Raw genomic sequence first — 19,613 nt, forward strand, 5'->3', positions numbered from 1 at the left:
GGCTGGCATGCTGACCGAACCTCCCTTCGCCAATCATTCACCCGCCGTCGCCATCCGCCTTTCATGCTCCAGCAGCCAGCGCTTGCGCCATAGGCCTCCGCCATACCCGGTCAGGCTGCCGTCGGCGGCGATCACCCGGTGGCAGGGAATGACGATGGCAATCTGGTTGGCGCCGTTGGCACCGGCAACCGCGCGGGTGGAGGAGGGCAGGTTCATGTCTGTCGCCAGCGCGCCGTAGGAGCGGATTTCTCCGGCTGGAATTTTGCGCAGGGCATCCCAGACCTGGCGTTGAAAGGATGTGCCGTGGTCTGCGATGCGCGTGGCAAAACCTCTGTTCTCGCCAGCGAAATAGGCGCCCAGTTCCGCCTCCATCTCGTCGATCGGTGGATGCCGGCCCATGGCGATACCACTGCCGGTCGCGGCCTGCAGGCGGCGGACCTCAGTCGGCAATGCCTTGCGTTCGGCAAATTCCAGAATATGCAGCGCGTGGCTGTCGGCAATGGCGATCATCGGGCCGATCGGTGTTTCGATCCAGTCGGCGCGCAACAGGTTTTTGCCCCGTAACCTGGCCGGTGCGTCCCCGAACAATTTTGTGACGGCACTGCGAAAACCGCTGCCGGATTCGAACCCGGCATCGAGCTGGGCGTCGATCACGCTTGCGCCTTCGTTCAGCACATCTGCTGCTTTGCCCATCCGCCGCAGCCGCGCCATCTCGAGAAAACTCAACCCGAACTGGCGCTTGAAGGCACGCCGCGCGGTGGACGGATCGAAGCCGGCGGCAATGACGTCATCCTCGCTCCAGCGCCGGTACGGATCGGCGTCGAGGGCTTCCACCAGTTTTGTGACGACGGGATCGGTTTCGCCGAATTTCATCAGCGGCCGGCAACGGCTGCAGGGTCGAAAGCCTGCCTCCATACATTCGGCGATCGTGCCGTAAAATGTGGTGTTCTCGCGTTTTGGCTTGCGGGCAGGGCAGGTGAGCCGGCAGAAGACGCCGGTCGTTTTCACCGCTGCCCAGGCAAAACCTTCATAGGCTGCATCGCGGGAAATCAGCGCGTCGTAGAGAATGTCATCGGTGGGGCGTTCGAAAAGCATGATGTTTTCCAGAGCGGCTCATTGCTAAATGGAACCGGTTCTGTTGGCTCAAACGGAGTCGGATGGTCGCATGGCTGGCGCGCGTCGTAGCCAAAGCATACGTCCAAGCCGGCCATGCGATCAGCCGGCCCGTTTCAGCCAACCCGTAAGGGCCGGGCATCTTTGCGCCGGGATCAGCGGCGATCGGCTCGCACGTACCTTCGGGTATGCACTTCGCCAATCGCCACTGCCCCGACGAAAACCTGCTCCGGCAGAACTGGTTCCATTTAGCAATGAGCCGCTCTACCCCGAAACGAAAATAGGCGCCGCCGAAAAACGGGCGCCTATTTTATTGTTCATGCCCAACTCATCAAAGTTCGGCAGTTTCCACCGGTTCGACCGGGCGCTGTAGCCGTTCGGACGGGTCGCGTCCGACTTCGGCGCGCAGCGTCGAGAGGTCGATGAAGTGGTCGGCCTGGCGGCGCAGGTCGTCGGCGATCATCGGTGGCTGGGTTGCCATCGTCGAAACGACGGAAACCTTGCGGCCCTTGCGTTGAAGAGCCTCCACCAGCGTCGTGAAATCGCCGTCTCCGGAAAACAGGACAAGATGGTCCACGGTTTCCGATTGCTCCATGGCGTCGATTGCCAGCTCTATGTCCATATTGCCCTTCACCTTGCGGCGGCCCATGGAATCCGTGAATTCCTTGGCCGGTTTGGTGATGACCTTGTAACCGTTATAGTCGAGCCAATCGATCAACGGGCGGATGGACGAGTATTCCTGATCTTCTATCAGAGCTGTGTAATAATAGGCGCGCAGGAGATAGCCGCGCTTCTGAAAAGCCTTCAGCAGCTTGCGATAGTCAATATCGAAGCCGAGGCTTTTGGAAGCCGCGTAAAGATTTGCGCCATCTATAAAAAGCGCAATCTTCTCCCTAGGGTCGAACATTAATCCTCCACTCCCTTAAAAATACGTAGGCCTGCCGGCCAAGGCGTCTCGCTACGCATTTTGTAGCTGGATCGCCAAGAATAACCGTTACATTACGTTATTTTGATATAAAAGTCATTTATGATAGCGAACCCCTGAATCCAAGCACCTTTTATGGTCCTAAGATAATTGTCGTGAGTTGCGGCCTCGCCGCGTACCACCGCTGTCAACAAAAACTTGAATTTTGCCGGCAATGCCTGTATCGGGCGTGTCAATCCCTGAAAGACCTAAGCAAGAAGGACAGGCAATGGCCCGCGTCACCGTAGAAGATTGCATCGACAAAGTTGACAACCGCTTCGAGCTCGTCCTGCTCGCCAGCCACCGTGCCCGTCAGATCTCGCAGGGCGCGTCGATCACCATCGATCGCGACAACGACAAGAACCCGGTCGTGGCTCTGCGCGAAATCGCCGACGAAACACTGTCGCCGGACGACCTGAAGGAAGACCTGATCCACTCGCTGCAGAAGCATGTGGAAGTGGACGAGCCCGAGCCCGATCCGGCCAGCTTCATCGCCGCCAGCGCTTCCGCCGATGGCGCCGAGGAAGAAGACGCACCGGAAACCGTCAACTTCGACCAGATGTCGGAAGAAGAGCTGCTTGCCGGCATCGAAGGCCTCGTGCCGCCGGAAAAGAGCGACGATTACTAAGATTGACCGGATCAGGGGCAAGATGTGTTCATCCTCTTGCCCCAATCTGAATATCTTCTCTGTGATGGCTGCGTCGGTCTTTAGATCGGCGCGCCATTTTTCGTTTCCCCCCTTCAGTTCTCTTGGGGCATATCGAGGGCCAGTTTCAGGATGATGCGGCAATACGAGCTCGTCGAGCGGGTCCAGAGATACAAGCCCGATGCGAACGAAGCTCTTCTCAACAAGGCCTATGTTTATGCCATGCAGAAGCATGGCCTGCAGAAGCGCGCCAGCGGCGACCCCTATATCTCGCATCCGCTGGAAGTTGCCGCCATCCTCACCGACATGCATCTCGATGAGTCGACCATCGCGGTTGCCCTCCTGCACGACACGATCGAGGACACCACGGCGACCCGCGCCGAGATCGACGAACTGTTTGGCGAGGATATCGGCCGGCTCGTAGAAGGTCTGACCAAGCTCAAACGGCTCGATCTCGTTACCAAGAAGGCCAAGCAGGCAGAAAACCTGCGAAAACTTCTGCTCGCCATTTCCGATGACGTCCGCGTTCTGCTGGTCAAGCTGGCCGACCGCCTGCACAACATGCGCACGCTCGACCATATGGCAGCCGACAAGCGCGCCCGCATCTCCGAAGAGACGATGGATATCTATGCGCCGCTCGCCGGCCGCATGGGCATGCAGGACATGCGCGAGGAGCTGGAGGACCTGTCCTTCCGCCATATCAATCCGGAGGCCTATGAGACTGTCACCAAGCGGCTGGCGGAGCTTTCCGGCCGCAACGAGGGCATCGTCACCAAGATCGAGGACGAGTTGCGTGAGCTTCTGGTCGCTCAGGGGCTGAAGGACGCAACCGTCAAGGGCCGGCAGAAGAAGCCGTATTCCGTCTTCCGCAAGATGCAGTCGAAGTCGCTGTCCTTCGAACAGCTTTCCGACGTCTACGGTTTTCGCGTCTTCGTGTCCGAACTGCCTGATTGTTATCGTGCGCTCGGCATCGTCCATACGCGCTGGCGCGTCGTGCCTGGCCGCTTCAAGGATTATATCTCGACGCCGAAGCAGAACGACTACCGTTCGCTGCACACCACCATCGTCGGCCCGTCGCGCCAGCGCATCGAGCTGCAGATCCGCACAAGGCGTATGCACGAGATCGCCGAATTCGGTATCGCGGCACATGCGCTCTACAAGGATGGCGTCAGCAGCGAAGGCGAACTGCTCTCCAAGGAGTCTAACGCCTATTCCTGGCTGCGCCGCACCATCGAGCAACTGGCCGAAGGCGACAACCCGGAAGAATTCCTCGAGCACACCAAGCTCGAACTGTTTCAGGATCAGGTGTTCTGCTTCACGCCCAAGGGCAAGCTGATCGCGCTGCCGCGCGGCGCAACCCCGATCGACTTTGCCTATGCCGTCCACACCGATATCGGCGACACCACGGTCGGCGCCAAGATCAACGGTCGCATCATGCCGCTCGTCACCCGCCTGTCGAACGGTGACGAGGTGGAAGTCATCCGTTCGGGCGTGCAGGTGCCGCCGGCCGCATGGGAAGAGATCGTCGTCACCGGCAAGGCGCGCGCCGCCATCCGCCGCGCCACCCGCATGGCCATCCGCAAGCAATATTCCGGTCTCGGTCATCGCATTCTGGAGCGCACATTCGAGCGCGCCGGAAAAACCTTTTCCAAGGATGGCCTGAAACCCGCACTGTTCCGCCTTGGTCACAAGGATGTCGAGGATGCCATTGCCGCCGTCGGTCGCGGCGAACTGTCGTCGCTCGATGTCGTGCGCGCCGTTTTCCCCGATTACAAGGACGAGCGCACAACGGTCAAACCATCCGCCGATCAGGGCTGGTTCAACATGCAAAGCGCCCAGGGCATGATGTTCAAGCTGCCCGGCATGCCGCATACCCCGGAACAATCGGCTGCTGCCAGCGTGCAGGATGGCTCCGGTCCCGATCCGCTGCCGATCCGCGGCCTTTCCGGCAATCTGCCTGTCCAGTTCGCGCCCGCGGGTGCCGTGCCGGGTGACCGCATCGTCGGCATCATGGAAAAGGGCAAGGGGATCACCATCTACCCGATCCAGGCGTCTGCCCTGCAGCGTTTCGACGACCAGCCGGAAAGCTGGATCGATGTGCGCTGGGATATCGACGAGGCCAACAAGTCGCGTTTCCTTGCGCGTGTGTTCTTCAACACGATCAACGAGCCGGGAACGCTGGCAACCGTCGCGCAGGCGGTGGCCAATCTCGATATCAATATCCGCACCCTGAAAATGGGCAGCAGTCGCGCTGCCGATTTTTCCGAGATCGAGATGGAAGTCGAGGTGTGGGATGTGCGTCAGCTGAACCAGTTGCTGACGCAGGTGAAGGATCTCGACGTCGTTTCGAGCGTTCGACGCATCTACGATTAGAGTTTCGGCGGGCGGTGTCGCCGCCCGCATCAAACTGCATGCTTTTTGCCTATTTCGTGCGCACGTCAAAACGTCGCATTAAGCCGTTATGCATTAAACGCATGGCTGCCGCAGCGCCGTAGCGTTGGTCAAATCGATTGAATTGCAATATCTAATGGACATCCAAACCAAGGGACTAAAGAGATGTTCAAGCCACTTCGCCAGTTTGCCCGCGCCCTTCGCGCCCCGTCGGTACAGGAGCGTGAAATGGCATACCTCAATGAATCCAACGATGCGATCGAACTTGAGTATCGCATGCGTCAGGTCGACCGCGGCATGTTCCGCAAGGGCCTCTGATTGATACGATCGTGGCGGCGCGTCACTGCGCCGCTCTTGGCTTTTGTCAGTGATCGTTCTAGATGCTGATATATGCCCTTTCGTCGCCGAAGCCCTGCCGGATGGGCTGAAAAGATCCGCAACGCCGCCTGGCCCCGCAAGGGAGTGACCAGAAATGTCCGTTATTACGGATTGCGCGCCGCACGCATCAGCGCTTCGCCCTATGCGGTTGCGGCAGGTATCGCTGCCGGTGTGATGATCGGCTGGACGCCGTTTCTCGGTTTTCACATTCCGCTCGCCATCGCGCTCGCCTTCCTTCTGCGCGGCAGCCTCGTCGCCGCTGCTCTCGGCACGCTTGTTGCCAATCCCCTCACATTTCCGCTCATCTGGTCGGCCAGCTGGGAGATCGGGCATTTCATGCTCGGCCACCCTGATGCCGCGACAGGGCAGGTGGCGGGCAGCCAACTCGATCTGGCCCAGCTTGTGCGCACGCTGCATTTTGCCGAGCTTTGGCAGCCGGTGCTGAAACCCATGCTGATCGGTTGTCTTCCGCCCGCACTTTTCTGCGGGCTTGTCGTTTACGTCGCGACCTATATGGGTGTGAGAAGGTTTCGCGCCCGCAGGCGCGAGCGCATGGCGGCGAAATTGCATGCCATGGCCAAGGCAGGCACCTGACAGGAGACGACAAAACATGATCATCGGCATGGGCAGTGACCTTATCGACATCAGGCGCGTGGAAAAATCCATCGAGCGTTTTGGCGAGCGTTTCACCCATCGGGTCTTTACCGAAGTCGAGCGTGCGAAGTCGGACGGCCGCAAGAACCGCGCCGCGTCCTATGCCAAGCGTTTTGCCGCCAAGGAAGCCTGCTCCAAGGCGCTTGGCACCGGCATTGCGCATGGTGTGTTCTGGCGCGATATGGGCGTCATCAACCTGCCCGGCGGCAAGCCCACCATGAAGCTGACCAATGGTGCGGGCGAACGACTGGCGGCCATGTTGCCTGCCGGTCACAAGCCCGTCATCCACATCACCATCACCGACGAATATCCCTACGCACAGGCTTTCGTGATCATCGAGGCCTTGCCCGCAGCCGATTGAAGCCGATTTGAGCCATTGCCGCCGATTGGCGAAGGGTTTAGAGAAAGCGGCTACGCCTAACGGGCGCGCCGGAAAGTCATAGAAGAAAGACGTCCTCAGTGTCGAACACCGCCGAAGCAAAGCCGCAGAATGCTCTTTGGGAAAACATCAAGGTCATCATCCAGGCCCTGTTGCTTGCCATGGTTATACGGACCGTCCTGTTCCAGCCTTTTACCATCCCGTCGGGCTCGATGATGCCGACGCTGCTGGTCGGCGACTATATCTTCGTCAACAAGTTCGCTTACGGTTATTCGAAATATTCGCTGCCGTTCTCGCCCGACCTGTTCGATGGCCGTATTCTTGAGTTCAATGAGCCGAAGCGTGGCGACGTCATCGTTTTCCGCCTGCCGCAGCAGCCCGAGATCGATTACATCAAGCGCCTCGTCGGCCTGCCGGGTGATCGTGTTCAGGTGACGAATGGCGTGCTTCTGCTGAACGGCCAGCCGGTGCCAAAAGTGCAGGACGGCACGTTCACCTCCGATTACCGTCTGGATCCCGGTTCCGACGTGCCGGTCTTCCGCGAAACCTTCGACAATGGCGTCTCGTTCGACACGCTTGACCAGTCGCCGGTTTCGCGTGGCGACAACACCCGCGAATTCGTGGTGCCGGAAGGCCATTATTTCTTCATGGGCGACAACCGTGACAACTCGCTCGACAGCCGTTTCGACGTCGGTTACGTGCCGGCTGAAAACCTTGTCGGCCGCGCCAGCGTGATCTTCTTCTCGCTCGGCAACGACACGTCGTTCCGCGAATTCTGGAAATGGCCGGCCAACATGCGTTGGGACCGTCTGTTCAAGGTCGTCAACTGATGAAGGCGACGACGCTTTCGGGAGATGAGCGCGCGAAGCTGGAAAGCATCGTTGGCCATGTCTTTGTCGAAAAACAGTGGGTAGACCGGGCGCTGACGCATGCCAGCACCGGCACCGCCAAGAATGCCAATTACGAGCGCCTGGAGTTTCTCGGCGACCGCGTGCTTGGCCTGTGTGTTGCCGAACTGCTGTTCCGCACCTTCAAGAACGCCACCGAGGGTGAGCTTTCGGTGCGCCTGAACCAGCTGGTCAGTGCCGACAGCTGCGCCGCCGTTGCCGACGAACTCGATCTGCACCGTTTCGTGCGCACCGGCGCCGATGTGAAGAAGCTGACCGGCAAGCGCATGCTGAACGTGCGCGCCGACGTGGTCGAGAGCCTGATCGCAGCGCTTTATCTCGATGGCGGGCTGGAAGCGGCACGCAGCTTTATCGAACGTCACTGGGGCGAGCGCGCCACCCGCGCCGATGCTGCCCGCCGTGACGCCAAGACCGAATTGCAGGAATGGGCGCATGCGAAATTTGCGCTGACGCCCGCCTACCGTATCGACGACCGTTCCGGGCCGGATCACGACCCGCGCTTTACCGTGACTGTCGAAGTGAATGGCGTTGCGCCCGAAACAGGCGTAGACCGTTCCAAACGCGCTGCCGAACAGGTGGCAGCCACGAAAATGCTCGAACGCGAAGGCGTCTGGCAGAAGAACCCTGCCGAAGGCTGAGGACCGATGACCGAACACGAAGACAACACCACCGGCCACGAGCCGGCCGATGACGCGCATGCCAGCGAAGTGCAGGGTGATGAAGCGCAGGCCGAAGCCGTGCCTGCCGGCCCGACCCATTCAGGCTTCGTGGCGCTGATCGGCGCCACCAATGCCGGCAAATCGACGCTTCTGAACCGCCTCGTCGGCGCAAAGGTATCGATTGTCAGCCACAAGGTGCAGACGACGCGCGCCATCGTGCGCGGCATCGCCATTCACGACAATGCCCAGATCGTGTTCATGGACACGCCCGGCATCTTCAAGCCGCGCCGCCGTCTCGACCGCGCCATGGTGACGTCCGCCTGGGGCGGCGCCAAGGATGCCGACCTGATCCTTCTCCTGATCGACAGCGAGCGCGGCATCCGCGGCGACGCCGAAACGATCCTTGAAGGCCTCAAGGACGTGAAGCAGCCAAAGATCCTGGTGCTCAACAAGATCGACCGCGTGCGCCACGAAGACCTTCTGGCGCTGGCCGCCAAGGCCAACGAGGTCGTCGATTTCGAGCAGACCTTCATGGTGTCCGCCACCGGCGGTTCGGGCTGTAATCATCTTATGAACTTCCTGGCCAAGCGCCTGCCGGAAGGTCCTTGGTATTACCCGGAGGACCAGATTTCCGACCTGCCGATGCGCCAGCTCGCGGCCGAAATCACCCGCGAAAAACTCTTCCTGCGCCTGCATCAGGAACTGCCTTACGCCTCTCACGTCGAGACGGAAAAGTGGGAAGAGAAGAAGGACGGTTCGGTGCGTATCGAACAGGTCATCTATGTGGAGCGCGACAGCCAGAAGAAGATCGCGCTCGGCAAGAACGGTGAGGCCATCAAGTCGATTTCCAGCGCATCCCGCAAGGAACTGTCGGAAATCCTCGAGCAAACCGTGCATCTCTTTCTGTTTGTGAAAGTGCGCGAGAACTGGGGCGATGACCCGGAACGTTTTCGCGAAATGGGGCTTGAGTTCCCGAGAGGGTGAGAAGCGACGGACCGGCAGATGACTGCTCCCACGGTCGTCATCCTGGGGCTTGACCCGAGGATCTAACCACGCAGATAATGAAGCTCAGCAGATCCTCGGGACAAGCCCGAGGATGACGCAGGTATGTGTAGCGCGCCTCCGCCTTTACTTCTTCCGGTCCATCAGCGCCTTGATTTCCAGATAACGCCGGCGATTGTCCGGGTCCTGTTCGTCCGCCGAATAGCAGGTCGTGGAGATGCAGAACTTGGTCAGGCCGAACGGTGCGGTGGCCTTGTCGAACTGGCAGTCGATCGTCGTGGTAAAATCGTTCGGCTTGGGGTTGTCGCGCGTCGAATAGGTCAGGCGCGCACCCGGCGGATCGAGTTCAGGAAAAGACTGTACCGTGCCGGTGGCCAGAACCGGCGTCATCAGAAAATTCTTGGCGACATTGACGCAGGCGTTTTCCAATTCCTTGGATTGCGCCACCGCTGGCGATGATGCCAGCATGACCGACGGAACCAGCATGATTGCGGCGGCGAGAGCGTATTTCATGTAATCTCCCCTGGAAATTCTGTTTGGGACTTCTGTTTCCGCTGGAACACTCCAGCATGGCAATTGGTTCCGTCAGACCGTCGCAACATTTTCAGCGCGGCAGCAGCGCCACACCGCCCACCCGAAAACGATTCAATTCGAGGCGGTTATCGCCTAAACTGGAATCGGCGTCGCAAGGACCGAGACAAAAAATTCATGCAGTGGCAAGGCGAAGCGATCATTCTGGGTGTCAGGCGACACGGCGAGAGCAGCGTTCTCGTCGAGGTGATGACACGCGATCGCGGCCGCCATCTCGGCATGGTACGGGGTGGACGCTCGCGCAGCATGCAGCCGGTGCTGCAGCCGGGAAACCGTGTCGAGGCGGTCTGGCGGGCGCGGCTGGATGAACATCTGGGTGAATTCAAGCTGGAGCCGGTGCGCCTGCGCGCCGCGCGATTGATGGAGACGGCAACCGCCGTCTACGGCGTGCAGGCCATGGGCGCGCTGTTGCGGCTGCTGCCCGAGCGCGATCCGCATCCGCATCTTTACGAGGCGCTCGACGTCATTCTCGAACACATGGATGATCCGGTCGATGCCGGCGAGCTTTTCGTGCGGTTCGAACTGGCGGTGCTGAACGACCTCGGTTATGGGCTCGACCTTTCCGAATGCGCAGCCACCGGCCGCCGTGACGAGCTCGTCTATGTATCGCCGAAAAGCGGCAAGGCAGTCAGCCGCGAAGCCGGCGCGCCCTATGCCGACCGCATGCTGGCTCTGCCCGCCTTTCTGGCGCAGGGAACGGAAAAATCCGCCGACCGCGACAGCATGGCCGCAGCCTTTCGCATGACCGGCTTCTTTCTCCACCGCCATGTCTATGAACCGCGCGGCTTGACGGAAAACGCCGCCCGCGACGGTTTCGTGCAGGCGGCGTTGAAGGCGATCGTAAAAGCGCGGGAAGACGCCGAGCGTCAGGCCGGCTGAGCGGCCGCGGTCGGGCGATCCACCGGCTTTTCGCGGATCGGCCAATGCACGACGGCGGCAGCGAGGCCCATCACCACACCCAGCCACCAGACGACGTCATAGGAGCCGAAGCGGTCATAAAGCGCGCCGCCCATCCATACGCCCAGGAACGAGCCGACTTGGTGCGACAGGAACACGATGCCGCCCAGCATGCCGAGATGGCGGGTGCCGAACATGATGGCGACGAGACCATTGGTCGGCGGCACGGTAGAGAGCCACAGAAGCCCCATGACGATCGCAAAGATGATCACCGAGGTCGGTGACTGCGGCAGAAGCAGAAACGCCGTCACGGCGATCGAGCGGCCGATATAGATATATGCGAGGAAGTAGGGTTTTGAATAACGCTGGCCGATAACGCCTGCTGCCAGCGAGCCGATGACGTTGAAAAAGCCGATCAGCGCCATGGCGATGACCGCATATTTCGCATCGATGCCGATATCGCCGAGATAGGCCGGAAAGTGTGCGGTGATGAAGGCCACCTGAAAACCGCAGACGAAAAAGCCGCTGGTGAGAAGCAGGTAGCTTCTGTGGCCAAAGGCTTCGCGCAGTGCCTCGCCGGCGCTCTGCTTGAAATGCACCTGCGACTGGCTGCCGGATGTGGAATTGCCGCGCAGGGGATAGGCGAGCAGCGGCACCAGCAGCATCATCGCGCCCATGATCACCAGACTGTCCGACCAGCCGTAATTGGTGATCAGCGCCTGGCTGAGCGGTGCAAACAGGAACATGCCGGCAGAACCCGCCGCCGTGCCGATGCCGAACGCCATCGAGCGTTGCTGCGGCGTGACGTTGCGGGCAAAGGCCGACAGGATGGTGCCGAACGAGCCGGCGCCGACCGCCAGACCCACCAGCACACCGCCGCCGATATGCAGCCAGGCAGGGGAGGCGGCATGCGACATGACCAGAAGGCCGAGCGCGTAAAGCAGGCCAGAGAGAATGAGGACGCGGCCGGTGCCGTATTTGTCGGCGGCAGCACCGAAGAACGGTTGGCTGAGGCCCCAGCACAGGTTCTGCAGCGCCATGGCAAGGCCGAAGGTCGTCCGGTCCCAGCCGGTATCGGTCAGCATGGGCAACTGGAAAAAGCCCATGGCCGAACGCGGGCCAAAAGTCAGCACGGCGATCAGCGAGCCGGCTGCGATGATGAGATAGGGCAGGTGCGGGCGGGCAACAGGCGCCATGACAGGTCCTCCGGATAAGGAGGTGACAATAGCGCTGCCTGCGACTTTGCAAAAGCGAGTTTTGCTGACGCAACGCATCACCACAATTGATGATGCGTTGCTACGGTTTTCGATGTTACTGGAATAATTGCAGCAATGCGCTGGGTGTCGAGTTGGCGATAGACAGCGCCTGCGTCGTCAGTTGCTCGCGCGCCTGCAAAGCCTTCAGGCGGGTCGCTTCCTCGTCCATATCGGCATCGATGAGCTTGCTGACGCCCGTCGTCGTCCAGTCGCGGAGCGCGCCGACGAAGTCGGTCTGCAGATCAACCCGCATTTTGAGGGCACCGTAATCCGCCCCTGCATTGGTCAGTTGCAGCAGCATCTTGTCGACGGTCGAGATCATCTCGTCGAGGTCGTCATTGGTGGTCGAGTCTGAAAGCTCGATCTCCACGGCCGTGGCGGAGTTGCTGTCGTTGACATGCAGCACCCAGTTGCTGCCGGCGCTGGCCGTTTCGGCGAACCAGGTGCTGGTCAGAATGCCCGCTTCACCGCCGGTCGATGACGTCCGGTCATCGATCAGACCCAACATGTTGCCTGTGCCGGCATTGCCATAGATATCGAAATCGATCGTCTGCATGGAGACGCTGCGGTCGGTGTCGCGTGTAAACGAGCCGACCACCTGCACGCTGGAATCCGTGTTGTCACTGATATTCAGCCAGTTGACGTCATTGAAGGTAGACGACTTGGCAATCGCCTCCAGCTGATCCTTCAGCTGGGTGATTTCCTTGTTGACCTTTTCCTTGTCCACGCCCGGCTCAGTGGCGGCGACAAGCTTGGCCTTGATCTCGTCCACCACTTCGATGGATGAATTCAACCCCGTATAGGCGATATCGATGGTGGCGGCGCCAAGGTTCAGCGCATCCTGAACGGCTGACAACGCCTTGTCATCGGATTTCATCGTTCGGGCGATCGACCAATAGGCGGCATCGTCCGATGCGCTTCCTACACGGTAACCGGTGGTCACACGGCCCTGTGTCTGGTCCAGATCCTGACTGATCGAACGCAGAGTGCCGAGGGCCGACATCGCGGCCGAATTGGTGATTATACTGTACATACTACGCTCTACACGAAACCGATAATCACGCCGAAAGGCATATCTGCGGAACCGAACATGGTTACCGGCAAAGTAGCTTCCGACGTGAATATTTATGGGTCACTAACCTTAACGTGTTCTTAAGTGCGCAAGTATCATTTATGGTTAACGCGAAATTTTGCGCGTAACCAAATAGAAATATTGGTTATTCTTCGTGGTTAATGAATGGTTGCTTACGGCGAGGCTGGCGGGTCGACCTGTGCCAGCTTCTTGCCCAGCCTGCTTTCGCGCCACAGCGTAAAACCACCCGCGCCAATGACGATGCAGCTGCCGGCGATCATGTTGAGCGTCATCACCTCGTTGAAGATGAACACGCCGATCAGGCAGACCAGAACTGTCTGAACATAAAAGATCGGTTGCACGGCCACGGCGTCTAGCATGGAGTAGGCGCGGATCAGAAGGTAATGGCCGCTCATGCCGGTAATGCACAGCACGATCATCCAGAACCAGTCGCCCAGCGTGATATGCGTCCAGTAGAACGGGCCAATGAAGGTGATGGCGACGGCGCCTGCGACGCCCGTGTAGAAAAACGCGGTTTCAGATGTGTCGGAGCGGCTGCCGAGCCGCGTCAGCACCGAATAGAGTGCGAACATGATCGTGCTGATCATCGGAATGACGATCTTGACGTCGAAGCTCGCATGCAGCGGATTGATGATGATCAGGATGCCGACAAATCCGACGCCGATCGCCGTCCAGCGCCGCCAGCCGACTGTCTCGCCGAGGATCGGTACCGACAGACAGGCAACGACAAGAGGGGCGGCGGCGAATATCGTGTGGCTCTGCGCCAGTCCGACGCGGGAAAAGGCAAAAACGGAAATGACGATCTGCGACACAAGCAGAATGCCGCGGATGATCTGAAGGACGGGGCTGTTTGCATAGGCGGTCTGTTTCAGCCCGCCGGTGGCGCGGCTCGCCAGAAAAAGCGCAAATCCGCCGAAAGCCCAGAAACGGATCATGGTGATGAAGATTGGCGGATAGGCGGTGCCCAGATGTTTCGAAATGCCATCCTGAACTGCAAAAATGCTCACCGCCAGAAGGGCGAAGAGCAGGCCGGTGGTGCGAGGTGTCATTCGGATAATCTCTGGGCTTCGGACGTTTCTTCAAGTCCGGGCATGCGGGCAGGGCGAAGATCATTCCCTCCCGTGTCGGCGGCTGATCAATCCACCTGACCTATGTGTTCTTGAGGAATGCCGGCCATACGTCAAGCGAGCCGCACCGATAACGGTACGGCTCTGCGCAGAAATTTCGATATTGCGCGGTTTTGCCGCTTCGGGCAGGCAGGCTGCGTCAGGCGCGGCGCTTGATGGCCCAGCCTTCCGAGCGCTCCTCGATGATCTTCACCGTATCGCCAAGGCTCAGCTTGCCGGTGCTGCGCGGCACAGCGTTCCAGCCGAACAGCGGGCCGGGCACGCGACGATCTCCCGACATGCGGATACGGCCCATCGCCTTCATCGGGCTCGGCACGTCGCGCGAGCCGGTCTGCTGGTCCTGTGTGGTCATGATGCAGCGGGCACAGGGTTTGACGAGATCGAAGCGGATGCCGCCGATCTCGATGGCCGCCCAGTTGTCTTCGGCCCATGCCTCGTCGTGATCGATGACGATATTGGGACGAAAGCGCTCCATGCCGACCGGCTCTTCGCCATTCGCGACCATGTTGGCGTTAAGCGCTGCCAGCGAACCGGTGGTGGTGACGAGAACCTGATAGCCGTCGGCAAAGGTGACCGGCGAATCGTCACCGGCCCATTCCGGCGATGCGGTGCGGCGGGCCTGGGCGTCGAAGAAGACGAGGCGCACATCGCGCTCCAGCCAGGTGGAGAGGGTGGTGTTGACGGCATCGTCGGCCATCGCGGCGGAGACGTTGGATTTCCACACCACGACGTCGAGGCGGCGAGCCGGATCGTTGAAGGTGATGTCGATCTCACCCTTGCCGTCGATGGCAAGCCGGGTCGCGCCTGCTGCATCGACCGGCGATGCCTTCACCTGTGCCAGCGCTTGCAGATCGCGCTGGGTGAAAAAGTGGCCGTCCGGGCCTGTTACCATCATCACCCGGTCGCCGGGAATGCCGGTGGCGGTGATCTCGGCTTCGGTCAGCGCGATGCCGCGCCCGCTCTTGAGAGGGTAATGATTGAGTTCACTGATACGCATGTCTTACCCCTCGATTTCATCCAGAAACATCTCACGGATTCTCACTAGCCGCTGATGCCGTTCCGACGCCAGTTCACGTCCCGCTGCGGTCTGAAAACCATCGGCGAGCTTGAGCAGTTTGACTTCGAAATGATCGATTGCATAGCTCTTGTCGTCCAGCGGGCGTTCTTTGGCCAGCGGATCGACCGGGTCGTAGAGACCCGATGCCATGCGGCCGGCAATATAGAAACAGCGGGCGGCACCCACCATGCCGATCGCATCCAGCCGGTCGGCATCCTGCAGGATTTTTGCCTCCAGCGTTTGCGGTTCGATATTTGCGGAAAAGCTGTGCGTGGTGATGGCGTGGGCGACGGCGTCGATCTCGTTTTCGCTCCAGCCAAGCTCGGTCAGAATTTTTGCGGCCTTTTCCGCCGCAAGCCGGGATGCCTGTGCTCTCAGCGGCGAGTTCTTTTCCACTGCCACGCAATCATGCAGCAGCACGGCGGCCGCCAGCACGCTGGCATTACCGCCTTCCCTGGCATGGATGCGCATGGCGTTTTTGAAGACGCGCAGGATATGGGCGATGTCATGCGAACCGTCGTCGCTATCGGTGGCGTGCGGGATCAGCCGGGCGGCAAGCGCCTCATGGGGCGCAAATGCCGCGCTGAGCGAGTGGGTCACGAAACGGTTCCTTCAGGTGTTGCGGCAGAATCGCCGGGGCGTTTGTTGCCATCCTTCTTCACCAGAATGCGCTGGTAGAAAAGCCCGATGCCGATCAGCACCCCGCCCAGACCCATGAACGATAGCGCCCGCAAAATGCCTTCGAGGTTGGACATGTCGATCAGGAACACTTTCAGCACGGCAATCAGCACCAGTGCTGCCGACGCAAGCCGCAGCGAACGCTGGTTGAAGCGCGAACCGAGGACCAGAAGGACGATGCCGATCAGCAGCCAGACCACCGAATAGGTATAGGTTTCGGCTGCCACAAAACCCTTCCAGTCGGCGATGTTTTCGCCCTGCCAGAACCGTCGAACGGACAGCGTTGCCCATGCGAAACCGAGTATGCCGCCGGAGATCGCCAGCATCAGCACATAAGGCATCGGCCGGCGTTCGCGGGCGAGATAGGCGACGAGCGCGTAAGCGAGTGCCGGCATCAGATAGCCGAGCAGCAGAAGGTTGAAGAACGGCCAGGGGCCGGTGCCTTCGCCGGTGATATAGGGGTTGAGGCCCAGAAGATGCAGCGACAGCACGTTGGCGGTGGCAAGCACGCCTGCGATCATCGAGCCGAAGCGGAAAACAGGGCTTGGCGATTTCAGATCCAGCATCATCAGGATGCCGGAGAAACCGACGGTTATCAGCGTGTAGATCGATTGCTCGCCCAGCGTCGGCACCGTGGTTTCCAGCGTGCCGCCATTCATGGCATGGCGCACCAGAACCGCAACCGTGATCAGCGCCGACAGTGAGGCCAGCGCCTGCATGATGTTGCGGATGCGGAAATCGGTGGCGTTGCGCAGCATCCATGCCGAAGCGATGGCGAGCAGTGTCGGAATGCCGTAGCCAGGCAGAAGCGCATTGAAGAACGGTGTCGTGCCGAGGCTGTTGGCGCCGATGACGGTCGGTTCCCAGGCGATACGGCCGAACACGATGAGCGTGGCGGCGGCCATCATCCAGGGCAGGGCCGGCCAAGACCGGATGCGCATGGCGAGCACATACAGGAAACCGAGTGCGGACAGCGCGATGGTGGTGACGATGCCGTTGGTCAGTGTGTGCAGCGCCAGCGTGAAACCTGCAAACGATCCGGCGACCAGAAGATTGGCCGGCCAGTCGATCTTGGCGTCTTCCGTCTGTTCGCCGCGGCGGAACAGCCAGTCGGCACCGGCGAGAAGCGAGAGACCGAGCACGATGCCGTAAAGACCATGTGTCCAGTCGCGGTTGAGATTTCCGAAATTGAGGAAGCTTATGGTCGCGATCGCTACCGGCACGGCCGGCATCAGGAATGCCCAGATGATGGAGAAATCCGGCTCGCTTTGGCGGAAACGCTTGAGGAAGACAAAGCCGAGCGCGGGGAAGACGGCGCCGAGCAGCAGATAGACCCAGACATGCGGCTCCACCGGCGCTGCCGTGGTCGTTGTCAGCTGACCATCGAGCAGGGTGGAAACGGTGTCCAGCCAGTTGATGGCGATGATGGCCATGCCGAGCACCGCACCGATTGCCGCAAGAATGGCCGGCCAGACGGCATAGGCGCGCAGTGCGCCGAATGCGGCAAGCGCCGCCAGAAGAATGGATGCGCAGGCCAGAAGATCGAAGGCGCCCATCGGCTCCGAACCGAGCATGCCAAGCGAAAACAACATGGTGACCAGCGAAACGGACAGCGTGGTCTGCAAAGGCATGCGGCCAAGCAATGTCGATATGCCGGCTTTTTCCGGCCCGATCAGGCTGGCGTAACGGCCCGGCCAATAAAAGCAGGTGCCGGCCAGCATGACCAGCAGTGCCAGGACCGCCGGCAGCATGCTGGCATCGTGCCCGGAGCCGACAAGATAGAGGAAAGACCAAAGGCCCAGCCCGACATTGGCAAGCGTCGGCACCACGGTCCACTGGCGGAAACGCGAGGCGGCATTGACGGCCAGCCAGACGAGCGCCAGAAAACCGAAGAGAGCGTTGGCGTTCGGGTTCTCCGTCGCGACCAGCGCGGGCGTCACCAGCGAGGCGAGCAGGCCGAGACCGGCAAGCGCCTGACCATGCAGCAGCGACAGCGCGATCGTCGCAAACGACACCAGCGCCAGAGCAATGAAGGCGGGCGTCGGGCCGATGAATTCATAAACGGCATAGGAGGCCCAGACCGCGCCCATCAGCGTCACCGAGCCTGCGGCGGTCAGCGCGCCGGGGATCATCGCATTGCCGAAACGGTCGGAGAGTTCCGGCATGGCGCGGCGGCGGATCAGTTCACCGGCGGCGATCAGCACGAGACCGAACAGGGCGGCAAGGCTGAGGCGGGCGGCGGGACCGAGCAGGCCGGCTTCGATCGTGTATTTGACGAGGAAGAGGCCGCCAAAGGCCAAGGCGACACCGCCAACCCAGACCGCCCAGCGGGCGCCGAGCCAGCTTTCGAGGCTTTCGCGCTCTTCCTGTGCCTGAACTGTCGCGACAACGGGTGCCGTTTCCGGCGCGGGCAGAATGGCTTCCTGCACAACCGGTGTTTCGGCTTCAGAGGCCATCGCGGCGATCTGTGGTTCCGCGATCGTCTCATCCTGCGGCGCGTCGATCGCGGTTTGCGCTGTCACGACAGGTTCGGCCGGCGCGGTTTCCGTGACTGCATCGGAGACAGGGGCTGCCAGCGTCATGCCGGTAATGCGCGCCTGCAGCGCCTTGATTTCCTTCTCCATCCGGTCGACGCGTTTGGCTATGTTCCGCTGCCAGACAAGGCCGACGATGATCAGGATAAAAATAACGAAGGGGAACAGGGGCAGCACGATGTGGTCACCTCGATGCGTTCGGACGGGCGCCAATCAGAAAGCGCAGCAGTCTTTTAATCGCATATGTTGCGGCAGGAGCAAGGCGAACGATGCGCGATTGTGAAGGAATTGCGAATTATCAACCGTGGCTGTTGAGGGTGGAAAAACGGCAAAGGGCGGGTTTCCTCGCGAAACCCGCCCTTTGCTTCTTTCCTTAAGACTGCACGCGCCCGAGGGCTTGTCCGGCGGTCAGACCGCCGAAGGTCCGCTCTCGCCATCCGGCGCATGTTTATCAGTCTGGGACGGAAGCTCTTTTGTTTTCTGTTCATCGAATGTCAGTTTGACCTTTTTGGAGAGGTCACGGCTGACATTGAACCATTCGCCGCTTTTCGCCCAGTAACGCACCGTCACGGTGGCGGAGCCATCGCTGAAATCGGATACGAACGTGGTGGGGGCAGGGGCTTTCAGCACGCGGCCATCGGCAGCGACGAGATCGTGCAGCAGCTTTTCAGCGCGCGCGATATCGATCTTTTCGCTGGTCGAAACGCTGATATCGTTGCGGCGCTTGTCGAGGCGGCTGTAATTGGTGATCGGCACGTTCCACAGCGTCGAATTCGGCGCGAGGCGATAGACACCTTCTGCGGTACGAAGTTCGGTGGCAAACAGGCCGACATCGATCACCGTACCGCTGACACTACCGGTCTCGATCGATTCGCCGACGCGGAACGGGCGCAGCACCAGCAGCATGATGCCGGCAGCGATATTCTGCAGCGTGCCCTGAAGCGCCAGACCGACGGCAAGGCCGATGGCGCCGAGAGCGGCAAGTACCGATGCCGTCTGCACGCCGAACTGGCCGAGCACCATGACGACGACGATGACCAGGATCGCGTAACGGATGATGTTGGAAAAGAACTGCGCCAGCGTCGCATCGATGCCGTGAATACGGCCAAGACCATTGCGCGCCCAGCGGCTGAACAGACCGGCTGCCAGCCAGCCGATGACAAGCAGAATGACGGCACCGACGACGGAAAAGGAATATTGCACGGCAAGCGCGCTTAACTGAGCGAGTGCCGCCCGCGTTGCGACGACGAGTTCCGATGCCTGATCCATATCGGCGATAGTCTCCT

The 19,613-nt window shown here is 60.4% G+C and carries 19 protein-coding genes and 1 pseudogene; 10 read left to right on the plus strand and 10 right to left on the minus strand.

The genetic code is table 11. From position 1 onward, the window contains the following. Window positions 1-33: 33 nt before the first annotated feature. Window positions 34-1,095, minus strand: coding sequence for a trifunctional transcriptional activator/DNA repair protein Ada/methylated-DNA--[protein]-cysteine S-methyltransferase (locus EDF70_RS08995; protein WP_132273011.1), 1,062 nt, complete (start codon window positions 1,093-1,095; stop codon window positions 34-36). Between the two features lie 119 nt (window positions 1,096-1,214). Between EDF70_RS08995 and EDF70_RS30310 the strand changes: the two are divergent. Then, window positions 1,215-1,397 (plus strand): annotated as a pseudogene (locus tag EDF70_RS30310) (hypothetical protein). A 47-nt stretch (window positions 1,398-1,444) separates the two neighbouring features. On the opposite strand, the gene EDF70_RS09000 reads toward EDF70_RS30310, so the two are convergent. Then, entirely contained in the window at window positions 1,445-2,020 is a 576-nt protein-coding gene (locus EDF70_RS09000; RefSeq protein ID WP_132273012.1) for an NYN domain-containing protein, read from the minus strand. Window positions 2,021-2,306: 286 nt separating this feature from the next. Here EDF70_RS09000 and rpoZ point away from each other — a divergent pair, with 286 nt between their 5' ends. The 8 genes from rpoZ to era all read left to right on the plus strand — a co-directional run bounded on the left by rpoZ (window position 2,307) and on the right by era (window position 9,076). Then, the gene (gene rpoZ, locus EDF70_RS09005) at window positions 2,307-2,705 is read left to right on the plus strand and encodes a DNA-directed RNA polymerase subunit omega (protein ID WP_132273013.1); all 399 of its coding nucleotides are present in this window, start codon (window positions 2,307-2,309) and stop codon (window positions 2,703-2,705) included. A gap of 150 nt (window positions 2,706-2,855) precedes the next feature. Further along, window positions 2,856-5,096 (plus strand): bifunctional (p)ppGpp synthetase/guanosine-3',5'-bis(diphosphate) 3'-pyrophosphohydrolase, encoded by a 2,241-nt coding sequence (locus EDF70_RS09010; protein ID WP_132273014.1) that lies wholly within the window; start codon window positions 2,856-2,858, stop codon window positions 5,094-5,096. A gap of 183 nt (window positions 5,097-5,279) precedes the next feature. Further along, the gene (locus EDF70_RS09015; protein WP_132273015.1) at window positions 5,280-5,432 is read left to right on the plus strand and encodes a DUF3563 family protein; all 153 of its coding nucleotides are present in this window, start codon (window positions 5,280-5,282) and stop codon (window positions 5,430-5,432) included. Between the two features lie 72 nt (window positions 5,433-5,504). Beyond that, complete coding sequence (locus EDF70_RS09020) at window positions 5,505-6,086, plus strand: DUF2062 domain-containing protein (RefSeq protein ID WP_132273016.1); 582 nt, start codon at window positions 5,505-5,507, stop codon at window positions 6,084-6,086. Between the two features lie 16 nt (window positions 6,087-6,102). Next, a complete protein-coding gene (acpS, locus tag EDF70_RS09025) occupies window positions 6,103-6,507 on the plus strand; it encodes a holo-ACP synthase (RefSeq protein ID WP_132273017.1) in 405 nt (134 codons plus the stop codon). Between the two features lie 98 nt (window positions 6,508-6,605). Next, window positions 6,606-7,355, plus strand: a complete 750-nt coding sequence (gene lepB, locus EDF70_RS09030; protein WP_132273018.1) for a signal peptidase I — start codon at window positions 6,606-6,608, stop codon at window positions 7,353-7,355. Continuing rightward, window positions 7,352-8,071: a ribonuclease III gene (gene rnc / locus EDF70_RS09035; protein WP_132273697.1), complete on the plus strand. Its 720-nt coding sequence runs from the start codon at window positions 7,352-7,354 to the stop codon at window positions 8,069-8,071. The genes lepB and rnc overlap by 4 nt, the downstream gene beginning before the upstream one ends. 6 nt (window positions 8,072-8,077) lie before the next feature. Further along, complete coding sequence (era, locus tag EDF70_RS09040; protein ID WP_245519103.1) at window positions 8,078-9,076, plus strand: GTPase Era; 999 nt, start codon at window positions 8,078-8,080, stop codon at window positions 9,074-9,076. Between the two features lie 144 nt (window positions 9,077-9,220). Here the strand turns inward: era and EDF70_RS09045 are convergent, their stop codons facing one another. Then, complete coding sequence (locus EDF70_RS09045; protein WP_132273019.1) at window positions 9,221-9,607, minus strand: hypothetical protein; 387 nt, start codon at window positions 9,605-9,607, stop codon at window positions 9,221-9,223. A gap of 195 nt (window positions 9,608-9,802) precedes the next feature. On the opposite strand from EDF70_RS09045, the gene recO reads away from it, so the two are divergent. Then, window positions 9,803-10,564 carry a DNA repair protein RecO gene (recO, locus tag EDF70_RS09050; RefSeq protein ID WP_132273020.1) on the plus strand — a complete coding sequence of 254 codons (762 nt, stop codon included), beginning with the start codon at window positions 9,803-9,805 and terminating at the stop codon, window positions 10,562-10,564. Here the strand turns inward: recO and EDF70_RS09055 are convergent. From EDF70_RS09055 to EDF70_RS09085, 7 genes are all read right to left on the minus strand, one after another. Then, window positions 10,552-11,778: an MFS transporter gene (locus EDF70_RS09055; protein ID WP_132273021.1), complete on the minus strand. Its 1,227-nt coding sequence runs from the start codon at window positions 11,776-11,778 to the stop codon at window positions 10,552-10,554. The two genes, recO and EDF70_RS09055, sit on opposite strands and share 13 nt — an antisense overlap. A 115-nt stretch (window positions 11,779-11,893) precedes the next feature. After that, on the minus strand, window positions 11,894-12,871 hold the full coding sequence (locus tag EDF70_RS09060; protein ID WP_132273022.1) for a flagellin: 978 nt from the start codon (window positions 12,869-12,871) through the stop codon (window positions 11,894-11,896). Window positions 12,872-13,083: 212 nt separating this feature from the next. Next, window positions 13,084-13,980, minus strand: a complete 897-nt coding sequence (locus EDF70_RS09065; RefSeq protein ID WP_132273023.1) for a DMT family transporter — start codon at window positions 13,978-13,980, stop codon at window positions 13,084-13,086. 217 nt (window positions 13,981-14,197) lie between these two features. Next, the gene (locus EDF70_RS09070) at window positions 14,198-15,055 is read right to left on the minus strand and encodes an MOSC domain-containing protein (RefSeq protein ID WP_132273024.1); all 858 of its coding nucleotides are present in this window, start codon (window positions 15,053-15,055) and stop codon (window positions 14,198-14,200) included. A 3-nt stretch (window positions 15,056-15,058) separates the two neighbouring features. Next, window positions 15,059-15,715, minus strand: coding sequence for an HD domain-containing protein (locus EDF70_RS09075; RefSeq protein WP_132273025.1), 657 nt, complete (start codon window positions 15,713-15,715; stop codon window positions 15,059-15,061). Next, window positions 15,712-18,375 carry a DUF2339 domain-containing protein gene (locus tag EDF70_RS09080; RefSeq protein ID WP_132273701.1) on the minus strand — a complete coding sequence of 888 codons (2,664 nt, stop codon included), beginning with the start codon at window positions 18,373-18,375 and terminating at the stop codon, window positions 15,712-15,714. Before EDF70_RS09080 ends, EDF70_RS09075 begins: the two co-directional genes overlap by 4 nt. Window positions 18,376-18,735: 360 nt before the next feature. Beyond that, complete coding sequence (locus EDF70_RS09085) at window positions 18,736-19,596, minus strand: mechanosensitive ion channel domain-containing protein (protein WP_132273026.1); 861 nt, start codon at window positions 19,594-19,596, stop codon at window positions 18,736-18,738. Window positions 19,597-19,613: the final 17 nt, after the last annotated feature.

The sequence above is a fragment of the Neorhizobium sp. JUb45 genome, from assembly GCF_004343585.1.
Taxonomy (GTDB): domain Bacteria; phylum Pseudomonadota; class Alphaproteobacteria; order Rhizobiales; family Rhizobiaceae; genus Neorhizobium.

Bases quoted from the DNA above. Each gene is read 5' to 3' on its own strand.
- EDF70_RS09055 (WP_132273021.1), bottom strand. From the start codon at position 11,778: ATGGCGCCTGTTGCCCGCCCGCACCTGCCCTATCTCATCATCGCAGCC.
- acpS (WP_132273017.1), top strand. From the start codon at position 6,103: ATGATCATCGGCATGGGCAGTGACCTTATCGACATCAGGCGCGTGGAA.
- EDF70_RS09020 (WP_132273016.1), top strand. From the start codon at position 5,505: ATGCCCTTTCGTCGCCGAAGCCCTGCCGGATGGGCTGAAAAGATCCGC.
- EDF70_RS09010 (WP_132273014.1), top strand. From the start codon at position 2,856: ATGATGCGGCAATACGAGCTCGTCGAGCGGGTCCAGAGATACAAGCCC.
- EDF70_RS09065 (WP_132273023.1), bottom strand. From the start codon at position 13,980: ATGACACCTCGCACCACCGGCCTGCTCTTCGCCCTTCTGGCGGTGAGC.
- EDF70_RS09000 (WP_132273012.1), bottom strand. From the start codon at position 2,020: ATGTTCGACCCTAGGGAGAAGATTGCGCTTTTTATAGATGGCGCAAAT.
- EDF70_RS09080 (WP_132273701.1), bottom strand. From the start codon at position 18,375: ATGACGCTGGCAGCCCCTGTCTCCGATGCAGTCACGGAAACCGCGCCG.
- EDF70_RS09015 (WP_132273015.1), top strand. From the start codon at position 5,280: ATGTTCAAGCCACTTCGCCAGTTTGCCCGCGCCCTTCGCGCCCCGTCG.
- rpoZ (WP_132273013.1), top strand. From the start codon at position 2,307: ATGGCCCGCGTCACCGTAGAAGATTGCATCGACAAAGTTGACAACCGC.
- EDF70_RS08995 (WP_132273011.1), bottom strand. From the start codon at position 1,095: ATGCTTTTCGAACGCCCCACCGATGACATTCTCTACGACGCGCTGATT.
- EDF70_RS09070 (WP_132273024.1), bottom strand. From the start codon at position 15,055: ATGCGTATCAGTGAACTCAATCATTACCCTCTCAAGAGCGGGCGCGGC.
- EDF70_RS09085 (WP_132273026.1), bottom strand. From the start codon at position 19,596: ATGGATCAGGCATCGGAACTCGTCGTCGCAACGCGGGCGGCACTCGCT.
- EDF70_RS09060 (WP_132273022.1), bottom strand. From the start codon at position 12,871: ATGTACAGTATAATCACCAATTCGGCCGCGATGTCGGCCCTCGGCACT.
- recO (WP_132273020.1), top strand. From the start codon at position 9,803: ATGCAGTGGCAAGGCGAAGCGATCATTCTGGGTGTCAGGCGACACGGC.
- EDF70_RS09045 (WP_132273019.1), bottom strand. From the start codon at position 9,607: ATGAAATACGCTCTCGCCGCCGCAATCATGCTGGTTCCGTCGGTCATG.
- era (WP_245519103.1), top strand. From the start codon at position 8,078: ATGACCGAACACGAAGACAACACCACCGGCCACGAGCCGGCCGATGAC.